General features: G+C 70.5%; 15 protein-coding genes and 1 pseudogene. 10 read left to right on the top strand and 6 right to left on the bottom strand.

Annotated features, from left to right (window positions below):
• Window positions 1-192 precede the first annotated feature (192 nt).
• The 5 genes from ABZ297_RS29460 (at window position 193) to boxB (ending at window position 8,700) form a co-directional block, all read left to right on the top strand.
• A complete protein-coding gene (locus tag ABZ297_RS29460) occupies window positions 193-2,613 on the top strand; it encodes a LuxR C-terminal-related transcriptional regulator (RefSeq protein ID WP_355352415.1) in 2,421 nt (806 codons plus the stop codon).
• A gap of 96 nt (window positions 2,614-2,709) precedes the next feature.
• The gene (locus tag ABZ297_RS29455; protein ID WP_355352412.1) at window positions 2,710-3,555 is read left to right on the top strand and encodes a fumarylacetoacetate hydrolase family protein; all 846 of its coding nucleotides are present in this window, start codon (window positions 2,710-2,712) and stop codon (window positions 3,553-3,555) included.
• 144 nt (window positions 3,556-3,699) lie between these two features.
• The gene (locus ABZ297_RS29450) at window positions 3,700-5,556 is read left to right on the top strand and encodes an amino acid transporter (RefSeq protein ID WP_355352409.1); all 1,857 of its coding nucleotides are present in this window, start codon (window positions 3,700-3,702) and stop codon (window positions 5,554-5,556) included.
• 77 nt (window positions 5,557-5,633) lie between these two features.
• Entirely contained in the window at window positions 5,634-7,286 is a 1,653-nt protein-coding gene (gene boxC / locus ABZ297_RS29445; protein ID WP_355352406.1) for a 2,3-epoxybenzoyl-CoA dihydrolase, read from the top strand.
• Between the two features lie 4 nt (window positions 7,287-7,290).
• Window positions 7,291-8,700 (top strand): benzoyl-CoA 2,3-epoxidase subunit BoxB, encoded by a 1,410-nt coding sequence (gene boxB / locus ABZ297_RS29440; RefSeq protein ID WP_355352404.1) that lies wholly within the window; start codon window positions 7,291-7,293, stop codon window positions 8,698-8,700.
• 163 nt (window positions 8,701-8,863) lie between these two features.
• Here the strand turns inward: boxB and ABZ297_RS29435 are convergent.
• Window positions 8,864-9,460, bottom strand: a pseudogene (locus ABZ297_RS29435) (nitronate monooxygenase); the annotation flags it as partial.
• Entirely contained in the window at window positions 9,367-9,654 is a 288-nt protein-coding gene (locus ABZ297_RS29430; protein WP_355352401.1) for a nitronate monooxygenase, read from the bottom strand. The gene ABZ297_RS29430 and the pseudogene ABZ297_RS29435, both read right to left, overlap by 94 nt.
• Between ABZ297_RS29430 and ABZ297_RS29425 the strand changes: the two genes are divergently transcribed.
• On the top strand, window positions 9,548-9,838 hold the full coding sequence (locus ABZ297_RS29425) for a helix-turn-helix domain-containing protein (protein ID WP_355352398.1): 291 nt from the start codon (window positions 9,548-9,550) through the stop codon (window positions 9,836-9,838). The genes ABZ297_RS29430 and ABZ297_RS29425 overlap by 107 nt on opposite strands.
• A gap of 2 nt (window positions 9,839-9,840) precedes the next feature.
• Here the strand turns inward: ABZ297_RS29425 and ABZ297_RS29420 are convergent, their stop codons facing one another.
• Window positions 9,841-10,356, bottom strand: a complete 516-nt coding sequence (locus tag ABZ297_RS29420) for a hypothetical protein (RefSeq protein ID WP_355352395.1) — start codon at window positions 10,354-10,356, stop codon at window positions 9,841-9,843.
• A 442-nt stretch (window positions 10,357-10,798) separates the two neighbouring features.
• Here ABZ297_RS29420 and ABZ297_RS29415 point away from each other — a divergent pair, with 442 nt between their 5' ends.
• Both ABZ297_RS29415 and ABZ297_RS29410 read left to right on the top strand, forming a co-directional pair.
• On the top strand, window positions 10,799-10,975 hold the full coding sequence (locus ABZ297_RS29415; RefSeq protein ID WP_355352392.1) for a hypothetical protein: 177 nt from the start codon (window positions 10,799-10,801) through the stop codon (window positions 10,973-10,975).
• 114 nt (window positions 10,976-11,089) lie between these two features.
• Complete coding sequence (locus ABZ297_RS29410; protein ID WP_355352389.1) at window positions 11,090-11,548, top strand: NUDIX domain-containing protein; 459 nt, start codon at window positions 11,090-11,092, stop codon at window positions 11,546-11,548.
• Window positions 11,549-11,671: 123 nt separating this feature from the next.
• On the opposite strand, the gene ABZ297_RS29405 is transcribed toward ABZ297_RS29410, so the two are convergent.
• Window positions 11,672-12,427, bottom strand: a complete 756-nt coding sequence (locus ABZ297_RS29405) for an enoyl-CoA hydratase/isomerase family protein (protein WP_355352386.1) — start codon at window positions 12,425-12,427, stop codon at window positions 11,672-11,674.
• A 125-nt stretch (window positions 12,428-12,552) separates the two neighbouring features.
• The gene (locus ABZ297_RS29400) at window positions 12,553-13,437 is read right to left on the bottom strand and encodes a PaaX family transcriptional regulator C-terminal domain-containing protein (protein WP_355352383.1); all 885 of its coding nucleotides are present in this window, start codon (window positions 13,435-13,437) and stop codon (window positions 12,553-12,555) included.
• Between the two features lie 129 nt (window positions 13,438-13,566).
• Between ABZ297_RS29400 and ABZ297_RS29395 the strand changes: the two genes are divergently transcribed.
• Window positions 13,567-15,228 (top strand): benzoate-CoA ligase family protein, encoded by a 1,662-nt coding sequence (locus ABZ297_RS29395; RefSeq protein WP_355352380.1) that lies wholly within the window; start codon window positions 13,567-13,569, stop codon window positions 15,226-15,228.
• A 201-nt stretch (window positions 15,229-15,429) separates the two neighbouring features.
• Window positions 15,430-17,583 carry an alpha/beta hydrolase-fold protein gene (locus ABZ297_RS29390; RefSeq protein WP_355352377.1) on the top strand — a complete coding sequence of 718 codons (2,154 nt, stop codon included), beginning with the start codon at window positions 15,430-15,432 and terminating at the stop codon, window positions 17,581-17,583.
• A gap of 16 nt (window positions 17,584-17,599) precedes the next feature.
• On the opposite strand, the gene ABZ297_RS29385 is transcribed toward ABZ297_RS29390, so the two are convergent.
• Window positions 17,600-19,006 carry a multicopper oxidase family protein gene (locus tag ABZ297_RS29385; protein ID WP_355352374.1) on the bottom strand — a complete coding sequence of 469 codons (1,407 nt, stop codon included), beginning with the start codon at window positions 19,004-19,006 and terminating at the stop codon, window positions 17,600-17,602.
• Window positions 19,007-19,345 lie beyond the last annotated feature (339 nt).

Here is a 19,345-nt window from a genome sequence, read left to right as displayed (position 1 = left end):
GTCCACGCTAGGAGCGCCACCGTCAAGGTCGGGACGCTGAGCGCCCATACCACGTCAAACTTCGCACCCGCCTCAGGTTGCGCGCTGATGAGCACAGTGCCGCACAGGAAACGGCCTTCGCATAACCTGAATAGTGACGGTCCAAATCCAGCATCACGGTGACCGGCTGGATGGGCCGTCATAAGGCGGCTGATGACATCTGTTACAGGCACCTCCAAGCGGCAGCAGACAGGCAACCTGCCCGCCGAGGTGACGAGTTTCGTGGGACGTCGGCACGAGGTGGCCGAGGTCAAGCAGTTGCTGTCCGGCTCACGCGCGGTGACCCTGACCGGGATGGGCGGGGTGGGCAAGACCCGGCTGGCCCTGCGCGTCGCGCACGAGGTGCGGCGGGCGTTCCGCGACGGCGTGTGGCTGGTCGAGCTCGCCGTGCTGGAGAGCCCCGACCTGCTCGGCCAGGCCGTGGTCGAGGCCCTGGAGATCCGCGACCACAGCGCCGACCCCGTCCTGCAGATTCTCATCGAACACCTGCGCGACAAGCAGGCGCTGATCGTCCTGGACAACTGCGAACATCTGGTCGAAGAGTGCGCCATCCTGGCCGAGACGCTCCTGCGCTCCGCCCCCGAGCTGCGCATCCTCGCCACCAGCAGGCAGGCGCTGGGCATCGCGGGTGAACAGACCCTGCCCGTACCGACCCTCGCGCTGCCGGACCTCGAAGGGGCCCGGCAGTCCGTCGAGTCGCTCATGCAGTTCGACGCGGTGCGGCTGTTCACCGAGCGCGCCAAGGCCGTGCTGCCGACGTTCGCCGTCACCGAGGACAACCAGAGCCTGGTGACCCGGATCTGCCGTCGGCTGGACGGCCTCCCGCTCGGGATCGAGCTGGCGGCCGTCCGGCTGCGGGCGCTGTCCGTCCAGCAACTGCTCGACCGGCTGGACGACCGGTTCCGGCTGCTCACCGCCGGATCGCGGGCCACACTGCCCCGCCACCAGACGCTGCGCGCGCTGATCGACTGGAGCTACGGCCTCTGCTCGGACAAGGAACGGCTGCTGTGGGAGCGGGTGTCGGTGTTCGCCGGCGGTCTGGACCTGGACGCGGCGGAGGCGGTCTGCTCCGTGGACGGCATCGACCGCGACGAGGTCGTCGACCTGGTGATCGGCCTGGTGGACAAGTCCGTCCTGATCAGGGAGGAGTACCGGCTGGGCGTCCGGTACCGGCTGCTGGAGACCATCCGGCAGTACGGGCGCGACTGCCTCGTCGAGTCCGGCCAGGAGGCCGTGATGAAGGCGCGGCACCGCGACTACTACCGGGACCTCGCCGCTCAGGCGCGGGAGGAACTGTTCGGGCCGTCGCAGGTGGACTGGTTCACCCGGTTGCAGCTGGAACACGCCAACCTGCGGGCCGCGCTCGAACACTGCTTCACCGAACCGTCGGAGGTCAGGTCCGGCCTCACCATGGCCACGGACATGCTCTACCACTGGATCACCAGCTACTACCTCGGCGAGGGCCGGCGCTGGCTGGACCGTGGGCTGGCCGCCGACACCGACCCCACCCGGGTGCGCGCGCGGGCGCTGTGGGCCAACAGCTGGCTGGCCATCATCCAGGCCGACATCACCGCCGCCACGACGATGCTGGACGAGAGCCGCCGCATCGGCGAGCAACTGGAGGACGACTCGGTCCGCGGGTACGTGGCGCTGTACTGCGGCATGATCGCCATGTACGGCGGCGACGCCGAATACGCGATCAAGCTCTACGAGGAGGCGCTGTCGCTGCTCCGGGCCGTCGAAGACCCCGTGGGCATGGCACTCGCGCTCATCCGGCTGTCGCTCGCGCACTCCTACCTGGGCGACTCGGCCCTCGCGATCTCCCTGGGCGACGACTGCCTGGCCGTGTGCGACTCCTACGGGGAGGGCTGGCACAAGGCGTACACGATGATGGCCCTCGGCGTGGAGGTCTGGCGGCAAGGGGAGGCAGAACGCGCGATCGACCTGGAGAAACAGAGCCTGGCCGTCAACCGCTCGCTGGACGATCCGCTGGGCGTCGGGGTCAACCTCGAGGTGCTGGCCTGGGTCGCGGCGACGCAGGGGAACTTCCAGCGGGCGGCGCGGCTGCTGGGAATCCTGGAGACCCTCTGGGGTTCGATCGGAGCGCCCCTGTCCGGGTACGGGCACCTGGTTCAGTATCACGACGAATGCGAGCGCCGTACGCGCAAGGCGCTGGGGGAGCCGGCGTTCAACTCCGCGTTCCGGCAGGGCGCCCGGCTCGGCTACGACGACGCGATCGCTTTCGCGCTCCACGACGAGATGCCCGGCGAGACGCAGGCGGCGAAGCAGGCGGCGAAGGGCGGCCCGGCGGCGAGGAAGGAAGCGGCGCCGCTCACCCGGCGGGAGATGGAGATCGCCGGGCTCGTCGCCCAGGGGCTGACCAACAAGGAGATCGCGGCCTCGCTGGTGATCGCCCAGCGCACGGCCGAAGGGCACATCGAGCACATCCTGAACAAGCTGGGCTTCAACTCGCGCGCCCAGATCGCCGTGTGGGTGGGTGAGCAGGCCCGAGCCGTGGACGAGGACCCGGCGTCCCGCCAGACTCCTGGCGACAGCGGCAACCAAGGAGCTTGAGGCGCGCGGCGCTCAACCCGGGAGGTGCGAGTGGGAAGCCTGAGCCCGGCGGCTATCTTGGGCTGCAGACCTTTCGCCCCCGACAGGAAGGCACCCATGCATCTCGTCCGCTGCGCGGGCTCCGCTCTCTGGGCCGTCCGCACCGAAACCGGCGACCGTCCCCTGCCTGACGGCTTCTCGCTCGGCGAGGCGCTCTCCGCCGACCTCGGCCACTTCCGCGACCTGCTGGAGAGCGCGTCCGGCGAGCTCGGCGAGGTGTCGCCCGCCGCGCCCGTGGACCCCGACACCGAGGTGTGGGCCGCCGGTGTCACCTACCGGCGCTCCCGCGAGGCCAGGGTCGAGGAGAGCACCCAGCCCGACATCTACCAGCGGGTCTACGAAGCCGAGCGGCCCGAGCTGTTCTTCAAGTCGGTGGGGTGGCGGGTCCGCGGCCCGGGCCGGACGATCGGCGTGCGCCCCGACTCCACCTGGGACGTCCCCGAGCCCGAACTGGCCGTGGTGGTGGCGGCCAGCGGCGAGATCGTCGGCTACACCGTCTGCGACGACGTCAGCTCCCGCTCGATCGAGGGGGAGAACCCGCTGTACCTCCCGCAGGCCAAGATGTACCTGGGGGCGACCGCGATGGGGCCGGGGATCCGCCCGGTCTGGGAGGTCGCCGACCCCTACGACCTCGCGATCGAGATGTCCATCTCGCGTGGCGGCGAGGTCGCCTGGTCGGGGTCCGCGAGCACGGCCGACCTGCACAGGCGCATCGAGGAGCTGGTGGAGTACCTCTTCGTGGCGGATCGGCACCCTCGCGGGGTGATCCTGTCGACCGGCACCTGCCTGGTGCCGGGCCAGGAGTTCACCCTGCTGCCCGGCGACCGGGTGGAGATCGGCATCGCCGAGATCGGCGTCCTGGTCAACGAGGTCGTCCCGGTCGGGAAGATCGAACTGCCGTGATATTGACCGGTTCTTGACGCTCTCACCGGCCGTTTCCCCCTCCTGGCGTGAGTAAGGTGCCTTGCGGCCTTTGATGTGGGGGTGGCCGGAATGGTGCTGGCGGGGCGGCCGGGGCCGACGGAAGGAACGCTGCGGTCATGGCTGTTGGAGGGTCTGCAGACCGACCGTAAGCAGATCGAGCACGGCCCGCACGTGAAGCACCCGTGGTGGCGGGTGATGTGCCTGACCGGCGTCGACTACTTCTCCACGCTGGGCTACCAGCCGGGGATCGCGGCGCTGGCGGCCGGGCTGCTGTCGCCGCTGGCCACTCTGTTCCTGGTGGCGCTGACGTTGCTGGGCGCGCTGCCGGTCTACCGGCGGGTGGCCGCGGAGAGCCCGTACGGGCAGGGCTCGATCGCGATGCTGGAGAAGCTCGTCCCGCAGTGGTGGGGCAAGTTCTTCGTGCTGGCCCTGCTCGGGTTCGCGGCCACGGACTTCGTGATCACGATGACGCTGTCGGCGGCCGACGCCACCGCGCACATCCTGGAGAACCCGTTTGTCCCCGGCTTCCTGCAGGGGCAGCGGGTGCTGGTCACGCTCGTCCTGCTGGCGCTGCTCGGCGGGGTGTTCCTGATGGGGTTCACCGAGGCGATCGGCATCGCGGTCGTGCTGGTCTTCGTCTATCTGGGGCTGAACGCGGTGGTGGTGGCCGCCGCGATCGTGCACGTCCTGGAGCTGCCGGGCGCCGTCGTGAACTGGAAACAGGCGCTGACCACGAGCTACAGCAGCCCGCTGGCGATGATCGGGCTGTCGCTCCTGGTGATGCCCAAGCTCGCGCTGGGCATGTCCGGGTTCGAGACCGGCGTGGCGGTGATGCCGGTGGTCGAGGGCGACGTCCAGCAGCGGATCCACGGCGCCAGGAGGCTGCTCACCACGGCCGCCGTGATCATGAGCGTCTTCCTGATCTCCTCCAGCTTCGTGACCACGGTGCTCATCCCGCACCACGAGTTCGCGGCAGGCGGCAGGGCGAACGGCCGCGCCCTGGCGTACCTGGCCCACGCCTATCTGGGCAACTGGTTCGGCACCGCGTACGACGTGAGCACGATCGCGATCCTCTGGTTCGCCGGGGCCTCGGCGCTGGCGGGCCTGATCAACCTGGTGCCGCGGTACCTGCCCCGGTACGGCATGGCGCCGGAGTGGACGGGCGCGGTGCGCCCGCTCGTGCTGGTGTTCTCGGTCATCGGGTGCGCGATCACGATCATCTTCCGGGCGAGCGTGGACGCGCAGGGCGGCGCGTACGCCACCGGCGTGCTGGTGGTCATGCTGTCGGCCGCGGTAGCGGTGACCCTCTCCGCCAGGGACAAGGGCCAACGCGGGGCGACGGCCGGGTTCGGCCTGATCGCGGCGGTCCTGGCGTACACGCTGGTCGGCAACGTCATCGAGCGTCCCGACGGGGTCAAGATCGCCTCGTTCTTCATCGCGGCCATCATCGTCACGTCGCTGATCTCGCGGGCCACCCGCTCCACCGAGCTGCGCGTCACCGACGTGCACCTGGACCCGCTGGCGGAGGAGTTCGTCAACGAGGCGTGGGGCGACATCCACCTGATCGCCAACGAGCCGCAGGAGCGCGACCAGCGTGAGTACAACGACAAGCTCCGCGAGACCTGGCTCAACCACCGCCTGCGCAGCTCCGAGCCGATCATGTTCGTCGAGGTGTCGGTCTCGGACGCCTCGGAGTTCGAGACCGAGCTGCACGTCCAGGGCGATGAGCGGTACGGGCACAAGATCCTGCGCATCGAGAGCTCGGCGGTGCCGAACTCGCTGGCCGCGCTGCTGCTCTACCTGCGCGACCGCACCGGCGGCGTGCCGCACATCTACTTCCACTGGGCCGAGGGCAACCCGATCCTGGCGATGCTGCGCTACCTGGTCTTCGGCGGCGGCGACGTGCCACCGGTGACGCGCGAGGTGCTGCGCCAGGCCGAGCCCGACCCGGAACGCAGGCCGCACGTCCACGTCGGCTAGAAACACTACACTCCATTGACGTCGCGAGATGAACATGTCGAGAATGAGAAGGGAGCGCAGACCAGGAAGGCGGCGTGATGTCCGTTACCGAAGCCGTGGCGGCGCCCGAGGTGTCCTTCGACACCGACCCCGCCCGCTACCGCCACCTCCGGATCGAGCTCGACGGCGAGATCGCCCGCCTGGTCCTCCAGGTCGACGAGGGCGGCGGGCTGAGGCCGGGCTACGAGCTGAAAGCCAACTCCTACGACCTGGGCGTGGACATCGAGCTGTACGACGCCGTGCAGCGGCTCCGCTTCGAGCATCCCGAGGTCCGCGCGGTCGTCGTCACCGGCGGCCTGGAGAGGGTGTTCTGCGCGGGCGCGAACATCCGGATGCTGGCGAGCTCCCCGCACGCCTGGAAGGTGAACTTCTGCAAGTTCACCAACGAGACCCGCAACGGCATCGAGGACGCGACCGAGCACTCCGGGCAGACCTACCTCGCCGCGGTGAACGGCACGGCGGCCGGTGGCGGCTACGAACTGGCCCTGGCCTGCGACCGGATCATCCTGGTCGACGACGGCTCGTCGGCGGTGTCCCTGCCGGAGGTGCCGCTGCTGGCCGTGCTGCCCGGCACCGGCGGGCTCACCCGGCTGGTCGACAAGCGCGGGGTGCGCCGCGACCTGGCCGACGTCTTCGCCACCAGAAGCGAGGGCGTGCGCGGGAGCACCGCCGTGACCTGGCGCCTGGTGGACGAGGCCGTCCCCCGCAGCCGCTTCGAGGAGACCGTGCGGCAGCGCGCCGCCGAGGCCGCCGCCCGCTCGGACCGTCCCGCGGACGCCAAGGGGATCGCGCTCACGCCGCTCAGCCGCGAGCAGGACGCCGACACGATCACGTACTCGTCGGTCAGGGCCGAGCTGGACCGCGCGTCCGGGCTGGTGACGATCACGGTCAGCGGCCCGCGCGAGGACGCGGTGGCCGTCCGCGAGCTGGACACCGGATTCTGGCCGCTGGCGATGACCCGCGAACTGGACGACCTGATCCTGCGGCTCCGCACCAACGAGCTGGAACTGGGCACGTGGGTGATCAGGACCGAGGGCGACCCCGGTCGCGTCCTGTCCTACGAGCCGCTCCTCGACGGCGACGGCTGGCTGCCGCGCGAGATCCGCCACTACTACAAGCGCACGCTCAAACGGCTCGACGTCACCAGCCGCAGCCTGATCGCGCTGATCGAGCCCGGCAGCTGCTTCGCCGGGCCGCTGCTGGAACTGGCCCTGGCCTGCGACCGCCAGTACATGCTGGACGACCAGGAAGGCGAACCGGCCCGGATCACGCTCACCGGGTCCTCCAACTTCGGGACGTACCCGATGGGCAACGGCCTGTCCAGGCTCGCCACCCGGTACCACGGCGACCCCGAGCGGCTGGCCGGGCTGCGCCAGGAGACGGGCCGGGCGATCGACGCGGCGGAGGCGCTGGAGCTGGGCCTGGTGACGTTCGCCCCCGACGACCTCGACTGGGACGACGAGATCCGCATCGCCCTGGAGGAACGCGCCGCCCTCAGCCCCGACGCGCTGACCGGCATGGAGGCCAATCTGCGCTTCGCCGGCCCCGAGACGCTGGAAACGAAGATCTTCGCACGGCTCACGGCCTGGCAGAACTGGATCTTCAACCGTCCCAACGCCTCCGGCCCCGAGGGTGCCCTGCGGCGCTACGGGACCGGTCAGCGAGCCGTCTTCGACAGGAAGCGGGTCTGACGACATGTCCATCGACTACAGCGAGCGCATCCCCAACAACGTCAACCTCGCCGACGACCGCCGGTTGCAGCGGGCCCTGGAGTCCTGGCAGCCCCGCTTCCTGCAGTGGTGGGGCGAGATGGGCCCGACCCTGCCCACTCAGGACGTCTACCTGCGCACCGCCGTGGCGGTCGGCCGGGAGGGCTGGGCCCACTTCGGGCACGTCGCGCTGCCCGAGTACCGGTGGGGGATCTTCCTGGCAGAGCGCGACACCGACCGGCGCATCGCGTTCGGCCAGAACAAGGGCCGCCCGGTCTGGCAGCAGGTGCCGGGCGAGTACCGGGCTGAGCTGCAACGGCTGATCGTGGTGCAGGGCGACACCGAGCCGGCCAGCGTCGAGCAGCAGCGCCGCCTCGGGCTGACCGCCCCTTCGCTGTACGACCTGCGCAACCTGTTCCAGGTCAACGTGGAGGAGGGCCGCCACCTGTGGGCGATGGTCTACCTGCTGCACGCCTACTTCGGACGTACGGGACGGGACGAGGCCGAAGCCCTCCTGCTCCGCAACTCCGGCAGCGAGGACTCTCCCCGCATCCTGGGCGCGTTCAACGAGGAGACCCCTGACTGGCTGTCGTTCTACATGTTCACCTACTTCACGGACCGCGACGGCAAGTACCAGCTCGGCACCCTGAAGGAGTCGGCGTTCGACCCGCTCAGCCGTACCTGCGAGTTCATGCTGAAGGAGGAGGCCCACCACATGTTCGTGGGCACCACCGGCGTGGACCGCGTGGTGGAACGGACCGCCCAGCTCATGCGGGACCACGACACCGACGACATCCGGAAATTTGGCGGTATATCGCTCGATGTCATCCAGAAGTACATCAACTTCCACTACAGCGTGAGCCTGGACCTGTTCGGCGGAGAGACCTCGACCAACGTGGCGAACTACTACACCGCCGGCCTCAAAGGACGCTGGCAGGAAGAACGCCGCAAGGACGACCACCAGCTCACCGAGGCGACCGCCGCCATCCAGCAGGTGGAGCACGGCCGCCTGGTGGACGTCCACGTGCCGGCGCTGACAGCGCTCAACGCCGACCTGCGCGCCGAGTACGCCGCCGACTGCCGCAACGGCGTCACCCGCTGGAACCGCATCCTCGCCGACCACGGCGTGGACACCAGGCTGAGCCTGCCGCACCTCGGCTTCAACCGGCATGTCGGTGCCTTCGCCGCCCACCACCTCACCCCAGACGGCCGCCTGGTGGACCAGGCCACCTGGGAGGCGGGCAGGTCACGCTGGCTGCCGACGGCCGACGACAAGCTCCACGTCCAGTCCCTGATGCGTCCCGTCTACGAACCGGGCAAAATCGCAGCCTGGGTCGCCCCGCCCCGCAACGGCATCAACGGCCGGCCCTTCGACTACGAGTACGTCCATTTCTGAGACCTTTCCAGGCGCAAAGGCCTTCGCAAGCGGCGCTTCGCGCCCACCGGCTCAGGCGGCCTTCCCTTCGGGCCAAGGCCCGACCTCTGCCCGGCCGGACGCATGGTGAATGCCTCGGCAGCGAGTGCGCGGCGCGCGCTATTCGTCGGTGGGCCGGCATGGGCTATCTGGTGGCTTTGCTGAGCAGGTGCCCGGCTTGAGAGGTGATCGTCGTCACGATCTGCCTGGCCGGGGCCTGGCCGTGGATGAGGCCGACCGCCTGACCGGCGTAGAGAGCCAAGGCCGCGGGGTCTCCGGTCATGCCGGGGATGGGAATCATGTCGCTGTAGCGCAGGTGGGTACGGCCGTGGGCATCGGTGGCGACCACCTCTTTCTCGCCGGGCCGGTGCGGGGCCGCCGGGCATCCGGCGGCCTCCCACCTGGCGATGGTGGCGTTGCGGATGGTCCGGTGAGGAGCGTTCGGCCAGCCGCCGTCGAAGCAACGGGTGTGTACGGCGTCCTGCCCGGCCGCGTCGACTATGGCCTGGCGGTAGACCCGATGGGTGGCTGCCTCCTCGGCCGTCAGGAACCGCGTGCCCAGCCAGCCCGCCTGAGCGCCCAGGGCGAGCACGGCGGCCAGTCCGCGCCCGTCGCCGATGCCGCCGGCGGCGATGACCGGTACCGCTCCTACCGCGTCCACCACCGCCGGGATGAGCGCCATCGTGGTGATCTGGCCTCGGACGTGTCCTCCGGCCTCCCAGCCCTGCGCGACCACGATATCGACCCCAGCCCTCCGGCGTTCGAGACAGCCGCGACGAGTTCAGGCGTGACGGCCGAGCCGACCGGGGCCTGAACAATGGGCAGGTCGATGGCAGCGCTCGACCTGTTCGGGAGGCGCTGGAGCCTGCAGATCGTCTGGGAGCTCCACGACGGCCCGTCAGGTTTTCGCTCGCTACAGCAGCGCTGCGACGGCATGTCCTCCAGCGTGCTGCGCCAACGGCTTCTCGAACTGGCCGAAGCGGGCCTGATCCGCCAAGCGGACGACAGGCGCTACGCCCTCACATCCCTTGGCGAGGACGCGTACCAAGCGCTGCGCCCACTCGTGCAATGGTCCCAGCGATGGGCCGACACGCTCACCGACCACGACCCCGGCGAGTAACGCTAGAGGTCTGCACTCCGAACACGCCCCGGGCCGTCCTGGCGACGCGATTCCGCGGCGAGGTCGCGGGGCGAGGTGGTGCGGCGGCGGTAGTAGTGCACGGTCACCAGGGCGAGCAGAGGGCTCCAGGCCGCCAGCGGCCAGTACATGACGTTGAAGATCACCGTCTGCCAGCCGTTCGTGACCATCCCGCCGGGATCCCCGTTGATCTTCATCCCGAAGCTGATCATGATCATCGCGTACGGAAAGATCAGCAACGCGAGGGCGCCGAGGCCCGCGGGGATGACGGCGGCCATGACCGGCACCCGGCGGCCGCGCAGGACCGGTACCCAGCGCGGCCACGCCTCGCCCCACTCGCTGACCAGCCCGACGGCGAGGAAGGCCACCGCCTCGCTGACCACGCTGAGCAGCAGGATGTACCACCACCCGCCGGCCGGCCCCTCCGGGGCGCCGCCGGGAGGCGTGGCGTCGAACTCCAGCAGCGGCACTTTGACGACAAAGGCGGCGATGCGCCACACATCCCGGCGTCCGCTCCAGAGCTGCGAGAAGCCGTCGCCCTGCTCGCCCGCCGCCTGGCGGCGATGGCCGGGACCGGCGGACGCGCTCAGCCCTTGGTCGGGTTCTGCGACTTGAGGGGGTGTAACAGAGGGTGAGGGGCCGGATACCACCCCGGCCGCCGTCACCGCAGGGCAAAGAGCTCCGCGAAGAGTCAGCGCCGGTCTTCGACAATACCCTCTGCTCGCGACTGAATGCGCAGAGTAATCAAAAGGTGGCTCCAGAGAACTTCTCGGATTTCGTCTCGTGTGGTGACACACTCGCCCGGATCTTCAGGCGTACAGTTTCTACATCGACAATCTGTAGTCGGTCAAGTACCAACCGTCACAAATACGGACATTGTCGATATAGCTCCGCGAAGCAGTCAAAAGGGGGCTTTCCCCGTGTCCGGAAGGGGGCACACCAATGTCCCAGCTGTCTCTTCTGTACGCCGCAAGCGTCATCCTCGCCGTTCTCTGGCTGACCTACTACGCGATCCGGCGACTCTCCGCTGTCGCACCGACGACGATCGCAGCCGTCATCACGGCCCTCGCCGCGCTACTCACCGCTACGGCCCACCTACTCGGACTCCTGCCTGCTTGACCGTGTCCAGGCGGTCGCGCATGCGGCCTGGCCCTTCTCGGCCAAGGGCCAGGCCGTCCCGGGCGCTGCGCGAGCCCACATGCGCACTCCGATCAGGCGCTCTACCCTCACACCGTGAACCTCGATTTCCAGCAGTTGCTCGACGACGCCGGCCAGGACGGCATCACCAAGGTCGTGGCCGGCGCTGTCGTCCACTCCGGTGGCCGGGTTCTGATCCTGCGCCGCTCCGCCACCGATGATTTCCTGCCCGGCATCGAGGAACTGCCCTCGGGCGGCGTCGAGGACGGCGAGGGCCTGCTCGCCGCGTTGCGGCGGGAACTCGCCGAAGAGATCGGCTGGACCGGCCCGCTCGTCCTCGACGTCGGCTTCGTCACGCACTTCGACTACGTGTCCGGGTCCGGGCGCAGGGCGCGCCAGTTCACCTTCGGCCTCGCCCACGACGGACGGCCGGTGACGCTGTCGGCCGAGCACGCCTCAGCTCGCTGGATCGTTCCGCAGGACGTGGACGACACGGATCTCACCAACGAGAGCATCCAGGCCATCCGCGACTGGGCCGCCGCGCAAGGGGCGTAGCCGGGAGATGCGAGGAAGCCGCTGTCGCGCGGAGTAGGCGTCCCCGATCGGAGAGCAGCACGGAGTCGTTCGGGCCCGCAGTACGGCCACTGTCTGGGGTTGGGCCGCTCAGGTCGGGCGGGCTCAGTGGTCGGGGCGGTTGCGGCGGTCGAGGAAGGCGGTCATGCGCCGGCGTTTCTCGTCGGTTTCGAAGAGGACGGCCTGGGCGACGTCGTCGAAGCGCGGATGCGCGCCCGGTGGGGCCGCCAGGGCCAGTTTGGTCAGGCGCAGCGCGAGGGGCGCGCCGGTGAGGATGCGGTCGGCCCACCTGTTGGCCGCGTCCAGCAGGTCCTCCTCCGGCACCAGCTCGTTGACCAGGCGCACCTCGGCGGCTTCGGCGGCCGACAGGACACGGCCCGCCAGCAGGACCTCCTTGGCCAGCGGTTCGCCCACGAGATCGCGCAGCCGCCAGCAGGCTCCCGCCGCGGCCATGATGCCGAGACCCGTCTCCGGGTTGCCGAAGCGGGCGCGTGGGGTCGCGAGGCGGAAGTCGCAGGCGTAGGCCAGCTCGGCTCCGCCGCCGAGCGCGGGGCCGTCGACGGCGGCGATGGTCGGCAGCGGGAGCCGGGCGACACGGTCGAACAGGCCGCTGTTGATGCCTGCGAGCGCGTCCTCCCGGCCGCGTTCCCGCAACTCTCGGATGTCGGCGCCGGCCGCGAACACGCCCGGCGCGCCGGTGAGCACCAGCACCCGGGGGTCTTCTTCCAGGTCGGCGCAGACCTCGTGCAGGTCGGCCACCATGGCGGCGTCGATCGCGTTGCGCACGTGTGGCCGGTCGAGCCGGACCAGCAGGCGGCCTGGCGCCTCTTCGATTCGCAGGGTGCCGTTCACGAGGGTCATGCTACAAGTTCTTGACGTCGCTTGGGGGAATCGTGGAACGTGTGGACCGCTCCCGCGCTGTGCGGCGACCATGTGGAACGCGCCGGGCAGGTGCCGGGTGCGATGGGGGCGCGCAGGCGCAAGTGCTATGCGGAGCGGGCGTCGGCGTGACTTACGGGCTCTGTCGCGGGTGGGGACAGGGTGCGCCAGTGGCGTTGGGCGGGCTCGTGCCAGGCGTGGTGCAGGTCGGCGAAGACGTTGGCCGCGCGGACGCCGATCCAGCCGGGCGGCAGCAGGTCCAGCGGCAGCTGCGGGTCCAGCATGGGGAAGCGCCGCCACTCGTGCACCAGGCGGATCTGGGCGAGCAGCGTGGCGTCGCCGGGTTCCGGACGCAGCCCCGCGAACTCCTGGATGAACCCCTCGTAGTCGGCGGCCAGCTCGTCCAGGTGCCAGGCCTGCTCCACCAGGGTGCGCTCGGAGCCGATGCCGCCGTACGGGCCGTTGAAGGACAGGGCGCCCACGTCCAGGCCCAGTTCGGTCACGACCTGCTTGGCCTCGCCCTCGCGTGAGGTGTGCGGGCTGACCCACACGCCGGGAGCGGGGCTGCCGAAGCCCGCCCACGTCAGCCGGGTGCGCAGCTGGTGGCGCAGCTCGCGCCTGCTCTCCGGGACGGTGACGACGAGCACCACCCATCGGCCGTCCCACGAGTCGCGGTCGCGGCCGAAGGAGTAGATGCGCTCGGCCCCCTCGGTGAGCAGGACGCGCCCGGGACGCGTCAGCGACCAGCGGACCCGGCGCCCCGATCGTTCGGCGACGATCCAGCCGTCGGCCGCCATCCTGGCCAACGCCTGCCGGGTCGACTTCTCCTCCACGCCCAGGCCGCCGAGGACGTGCAGCAACGTCGACGTCCACGCCGGCTCGCCGCCCGGCAGCACGTACTCGCCGAGGACGGTGAGCAGCAGCGACCTGGCGCTCCCCGACCCGGCCTGGTGGCGGCGGGAGTAGGACGGCTGGACGGGCGCGCGGGACATGACCGGCGGGGACTCCTCTCGTGGCAGCTACCGGCAAGTATCCCATGAATGCTACAGGTCATTGACGCTGCATAAATTCTGTGTAGAGGATTTGCCTAGGATGCACCCGTCGGCAGATAAGGGACGGCCATGCCCGACACCCCCGAGTCGTTCAACGCCAGCGTCTATCTCGTCGACCGCCAGGTCGAGGCCGGCCTAGGTGATCGCACCGCCGTCACCGGACCGTCAGGGACCCTCAGTTACGCCGAACTGGCCGGACTCGTCGCGGAGCTCGCCGCCGGGCTCAGGATCCACGGGATCAGGCCTGAGGAACGTGTCCTGATGGTCATGTCCGACCGGCCGGAGACGCTCGCCACCATCCTCGCCGTGATGCGGATGGGCGCGGTCGCCGTGCCGGTCTCCACCATGTGCACCGGCGCCGAGCTGGGCGCGCTGTTCCGCGACGCCCGCGCCAGGACGGTGGTCGCCACCCCCGAGTTCGCGGACGCCGTCAGCATCGCGCTCGGCCAAGCGCCGGAGGTCGCCACCCTGATCCTGGCAGGCGACCAGAGGCCGGGCGGCCGCGAGCAGGCCAGCCACGAGCGGGGCGGCCGTGAGCCGGGTGGCCGTGAGCGGGGCGGCGAGGAGCCGGGCAGCCACGAGCCGGACGCCGGTGTCGCGGTCCTGGCCTGGACGGACGTCCTCGCCGCAGGGCGGGCGTCCGGAGCGGAGGGCGCCTACCCGACCTGGGCCGACTCGCCCGCGCTCTGGCTGTACACCTCGGGCACCACCGGCGCGCCCAAGGCGGCCATGCACCGGCACGGCGGCGTCAGGGGCGTCTGCGAGGCCTACGCCCGCCAGGTCCTCGGCATCACATCCGGGGACCGGTGCTTCTCCGTCGCCAAGCTGTTCTTCGCCTACGGCATCGGCAACTCGCTGTTCTTCCCGCTGTCCGTGGGCGGCGCAACCGTCCTGGAACCGTCCAGGCCCACCCCGGCCGGGGTCGCGGAGCGGGTGCGGGCGGAGCGGCCCACCCTGTTCTTCGCCGCCCCGACGTTCTTCGCCGCGCTGCTCGCCGCCGACCTCCCCGCGGACACGTTCGCGTCCGTGCGGCTCGCCGTCTCGGCCGGTGAGGCCCTGCCTCCCGAGATCTACCGGCGGTTCACCGCCCGCCACGGCGTGGACGTCATCGACGGCATCGGGTCGACCGAGGCCCTGCACATCTTCATCTCCAACCGTCCGGGGCAGGTCCGGCCGGGCACGTCCGGCACGGAGGTGCCCGGCTACGAGGCCAGACTGCTGGACGCGGAGGGCGCGCCCGTCAAGGACGGCGACCCCGGCGACCTGTACGTCAGGGGCGACTCGATCGCGACCGGCTACTGGTGCCGCACGGCCACCACCCGCCAGGTGTTCCAGGGGGAGTGGCTGCGCACCGGTGACACCTACGTCCGCTCCCGGGACGGCTACTTCACCTGCCTGGGCCGGTCCAACGACATGATCAAGGCGAGCGGCATCTGGGTGTCGCCCATGGAGGTCGAGGCCCGGCTGCTGGAGCACGTCTCGGTCGCCGAGTGCGCGGTCGTCGCCTTCACCGACGCGGACGGCCTGGAGAAGCCGGTGGCGTGCGTGGTGCCCGCGGCGGGCGCGACGGTCGACGCCGGGGAGCTCGTCGCCTTCTGCCGCGAGGGCCTGGCCTCGTTCAAGCGTCCCCGGGAGGTGCTGGTGCTTGAGGGGCTGCCGAAGACCGCCACGGGCAAGATCCAGCGGATGATCATCCGGGGGATCGCCGCCCGGATACTGGGCGGCTCCTAGCGAGAGGCCCCGCCCCCGCGCGGCAGGACGTGGGGGCGGGGCCGTTTCAGGGGGTCAGCGCAGCGCGTACGCGCGAGGTCCTGACTTGTCGTGATTCCGCCGTCGGCGCGAGACGGATGGGTTGACATGTCACGACGCGTCCCAGGAAACTCTCCGGAAACACCAGACGCGTGTTCGGTAAACGTTTACAGGGAGCGGTCGATGCCCGTAACTCGATGGGGTGGTGGCGTCGGCGCGCTCGCGGCCCTGGCGCTCGTCCTCCTGCTGGCCGTGCCGGGCGAGGCCCGCGTCCAGCCGTCCAGGACCGGAACCGTCACGGCCCGATCCGCCCCCTCCCAGGCGCTGGGGGAGAGCATCGCGTACAACGTCTACCTGCCGTACGGCTACGACACCGGCGCCCAGCGCTACCCCGTGCTGTACCTGCTGCACGGCCGGGGCGACACGATGCAGGCGTGGACCCGGGTCAAGGACACCCTGGACGAGATGATCAGGACCAGGAGGATCCCGCCGCTCATCGCCGTCCTGCCCGACGCGCCGTGGAGCGAGCGGGGCAGCTGGTACGTCGACTCCCGGTACACCGGCGCCGACCTGCCCGGACGCCCGGTCGAGACGGCCCTGACCCGCGACCTCGTCGGCCACGTCGACGCGACCTACCGGACGGCCGCGATCCGCGAGGCCCGCCTGGTCGGCGGCTACTCCATGGGCGGCGCGGGCGCGCTCCGCTACGCGCTGGCCCACCAGGACCTGTTCAGCGGCGCCGTCGTCCTCAGCCCGGCCGTCTACACGCCGCTGCCGCCGTCCGACTCCTCCACCCGCGACTACGGCGCGTTCGGGCGCGGCGGCGAGAAGTTCGCCGACGAGGTGTACCGCGAGCTCGGCTACCCCAGCCTGCTGCCGAAGCTCGACCCCGACCTGCCCGTGCGGCTGTTCGTCGCGGTCGGCGACGACGAGTACGCCAACCCCGACCCCGCCGACGCCCACCACGACCTGGACTTCGAGTCCGCCGCCCTGTACAACGCCGCCAGGCGGTCACCCACCGTCTCCGCGCAGCTGCGCGTCCTCGACGGAGGGCACGACTGGACGGTCTGGGCCCCCGCGTTCGAACAGGCCATGGCCGAGCTGGGCCCCGGCCTGAGCACCACCCCGGCCGTCGGCCTGCCCGCTCCGCTGCTCGGCACGTCCGCGACCGACTGGGCGGGCGGCGTCGCCGCGCACGCCGACGGCTCGCTCACGACCGGGTTCGCGGCGGGCGGCCCCGTCGACGGCCAGCCGCACGCCGGACGCCTCGACGCGGTGCTGACCCGCACCTCCGGCGGCACGACCCGCTGGACCAGGCAGCTCGGCACCGCCGCCGACGAGCGGCTGTACGGCGTCGCGGCGCTGCCCGACGGCGGAGTGCTCGCCGCCGGGTACACCAAGGGCGACCTCGACGGCCGCCACCCGGGCAACACCACCGACGACGCGTTCGTGGCCCGCCTCGACGCCGACGGAGCCGTCCGCTGGATCACCCAGTTCGGCGCGCCCGCCGCCGCAGACCGGCTCTACGGCCTCGCGGCCGCCCCCGACGGCGGCGCCTACGTGGCCGGATACACCAAGGGCGCCCTGGACGGCCCCAACAGCGGCGACAAGGACGCCCTGGTGGCCCGCCTCACACCCGGCGGCGAGCTGTCGTGGGTCCGCCAGTACGGCGGCGCCGGGGAGGACAAGGCGTACGGCGTGGCCACCGACGGCACGAACCTGTACGTGACAGGCAGCGCCACCGCGTCCCTGCCGGGGACGGCCGCGCTCGGCGGCCTCGACGGCTGGCTCGCCGCCTACGACCAGGACGGGACCCGCCGCTGGGCCACCACGGTCGGCGGCACCGCCGACGACCGGCTGAACGCGGTGGCCGTCACCACCTCCGGCCTCGCGGTCGTCACCGGCTCCAGCGGCGGCGACCTGCGGGCGGCGGCCTACACCTCCAAGGGCGAGCAGAGCTGGACCGCCACCGTCGCCACTCCCGCCGCCGACGAGGGCGCCGCAGTGGCACCCCTGCCGGGAGGGGAGGTCTTGATCGCCGGCTACACGCGGGGCCGGGTGGGCGTGACGGCGGGCGGCGCGGACGTCCTCACGGTCCGGCTGGACGGCAGGGGCAAGCAGCGCGCGTCCGCGCAGCTCGGGACGGCCAGGGACGACGCCGTGGACCCGTTCGCCGAACCCAACCTGTACGCCACGACCACCGCCTCGGGCCAGGTGGCGATCACCGGCCTCACCTACGGCACCCCGGCGGGCGGCGACTCCCTCGGCAACGGCGACGTCTTCCTCGCCACCATCACCCCCACCACCGGCCTGCCCCCCACCGCTCCCCAGCCCTGACAGAGCGTGAAGCGGCTCACTTGACGATCTCAAGGACCGCCATCATGCCCGCGTCCTCGTGGTTGAGGATGTGGCAGTGCAGGACGGTCTTGCCGGTGTAGTCGGCGAAGCGGATCCGGACGACGATCTGCCCCTTGGGGAGCACGCTCGCGGTGTCCTGCCAGCCGTGGCCCTGATGCCGCCGGCCGTTGATGCTCATCAGCTGGAAGTCGTTGGTGTGGACATGGAAGGAGTGCTCCTCGTTGCTGTCGTTGCGGACGGTCCACTCCTCGACCGTGTTCAGCTTCGACCGGATGTCCACCCGGTTCATGTCGAACTGCTTGCCGTTGATGTAGTACTTCGTCCCGGCGGTGTTCTCGGAGAACACGATGGTGCGCCGGGCGGCGACGGCGGCGTGGCTCAGGTCCACTGTCGGCGCGAAGGTCGTGGGCAGCGCCTCCGGGTGCACCGGAGCGCCTTCGGAGACCATGGTGGCCAGGGTCGCCTGCGGGAAGTTGTTACCGGCGGGCCCGGTGCTGTAGGGGAGCGTCTGCAGCTGGGTGCGTCCGGGCGGACCGCCTCGTACCAGCACGTCGAACCTGGCGCCGGCCGCGAGCAGGAGCGAGTCGGCGGGCCAGATCCGGTCGACGGGGTTGGCGTCGTGCGCGATGACCTGGAACCGCTGCCCCTGCAGGTGGACCTTGTAGTAGATGTTGGCGCTCACATTGGCCAGCCGCCAGAGCTGGATCTCCCCTGGCCGGATGTGGATGGCCGGGTTCAGCTGGCCGTTGACCGTGCGGTTGGTCGGCGCGCTGATGTGCAGATCCTTGGTCTTCACCGCGTCGCCCTGGACCTGGAAGTCCTTGAGGGCGATGACGCGCTCCTTGATGCCACGCAAACCCGGCGGCAGGTACCGCTTGAGCCCGTTGACGACGATGACGCCCGACATCCCGCCGGCGACCTGCGGCCCCGAGATCGGGTGCGCGTGTGAGTGATACCAGTAGGTGCCGGGTGCGAGGTTGTCGGGGAAGCGGTAGGAGTAACGGAACGTCTGGCCGGGACGGAGGTGGATGAGCACATTGTCGGAGTGGCCCCTCGGTGACACGTGCAGCCCGTGCACGTGCAGGTTGGTGAACGGCTCCAGCCGGTTCTCCATCGCCAGCTCCACCCTGTCACCTGGCCGGATCCGTAGCGTGGGCGGCATGAAGCGGCCGTTGTAGGTCAGGGCCCACAACTTGCGGCCGGCCACGTCCACCTGCCGCCGCTCCACGACCAGCCGCGTCCGCAGGTGTCCGTTGTGGCTCACCAGTTGTGGCGGGTCACGCAACGGAGCCCCTTCTGGCGCCGACGGTGGCGAGGAAGTGCCGGCGAGGCCGCCCGCCGTGGTGGCGACGGCGAGCATCACGGCTCCGGCGAGGTTGCTCAGGTTGCGTCGAATCCGCATTCCACCCTCCGATATGAATGCCGTCCGTCAAGCTCCCCGGTTCAGTCATCCCTGCCCGTGGACGACGAGCCGAAAGGCCGAGTTGGTAATGACAAGGTGAGACGTCCGTAGATTTCACACGCTGGGGAGGGTGTGGCCGTCGGTGTCGAGGTAGCCGCGACAGGAGTGCTTCGGCGTCCAGCCCAGCAAGCACCCATGTCCAGGTCGCCGCAGTCCAGAAGTGGACCGCGATCCAGCGTGTGCACAGCCTGACAATCGACGACCTGCTCGCCTGGCATATTCTCGCGAGCCTTTATTCCGGTTGCGACGCTGGAGACTGTGGCCCCCGCGATGATAACC

The organism is Nonomuraea sp. NPDC005983 (assembly GCF_040614375.1).
Lineage (GTDB): Bacteria > Actinomycetota > Actinomycetes > Streptosporangiales > Streptosporangiaceae > Nonomuraea.
The sequence above is the reverse complement of the archived record's forward strand: the minus strand, read 5'-3'. Positions and strand labels throughout refer to the sequence as shown.

Excerpts from the sequence above, each read along its gene's own strand:
- ABZ297_RS29460 (WP_355352415.1), top strand. The coding sequence starts at position 193 with ATGACATCTGTTACAGGCACCTCCAAGCGGCAGCAGACAGGCAACCTG.
- ABZ297_RS29455 (WP_355352412.1), top strand. The coding sequence starts at position 2,710 with ATGCATCTCGTCCGCTGCGCGGGCTCCGCTCTCTGGGCCGTCCGCACC.
- boxC (WP_355352406.1), top strand. The coding sequence starts at position 5,634 with ATGTCCGTTACCGAAGCCGTGGCGGCGCCCGAGGTGTCCTTCGACACC.
- boxB (WP_355352404.1), top strand. The coding sequence starts at position 7,291 with ATGTCCATCGACTACAGCGAGCGCATCCCCAACAACGTCAACCTCGCC.
- ABZ297_RS29425 (WP_355352398.1), top strand. The coding sequence starts at position 9,548 with ATGGCAGCGCTCGACCTGTTCGGGAGGCGCTGGAGCCTGCAGATCGTC.
- ABZ297_RS29430 (WP_355352401.1), bottom strand. The coding sequence starts at position 9,654 with ATGCCGTCGCAGCGCTGCTGTAGCGAGCGAAAACCTGACGGGCCGTCG.
- ABZ297_RS29415 (WP_355352392.1), top strand. The coding sequence starts at position 10,799 with ATGTCCCAGCTGTCTCTTCTGTACGCCGCAAGCGTCATCCTCGCCGTT.
- ABZ297_RS29405 (WP_355352386.1), bottom strand. The coding sequence starts at position 12,427 with ATGACCCTCGTGAACGGCACCCTGCGAATCGAAGAGGCGCCAGGCCGC.
- ABZ297_RS29400 (WP_355352383.1), bottom strand. The coding sequence starts at position 13,437 with ATGTCCCGCGCGCCCGTCCAGCCGTCCTACTCCCGCCGCCACCAGGCC.
- ABZ297_RS29395 (WP_355352380.1), top strand. The coding sequence starts at position 13,567 with ATGCCCGACACCCCCGAGTCGTTCAACGCCAGCGTCTATCTCGTCGAC.
- ABZ297_RS29390 (WP_355352377.1), top strand. The coding sequence starts at position 15,430 with ATGCCCGTAACTCGATGGGGTGGTGGCGTCGGCGCGCTCGCGGCCCTG.
- ABZ297_RS29385 (WP_355352374.1), bottom strand. The coding sequence starts at position 19,006 with ATGCGGATTCGACGCAACCTGAGCAACCTCGCCGGAGCCGTGATGCTC.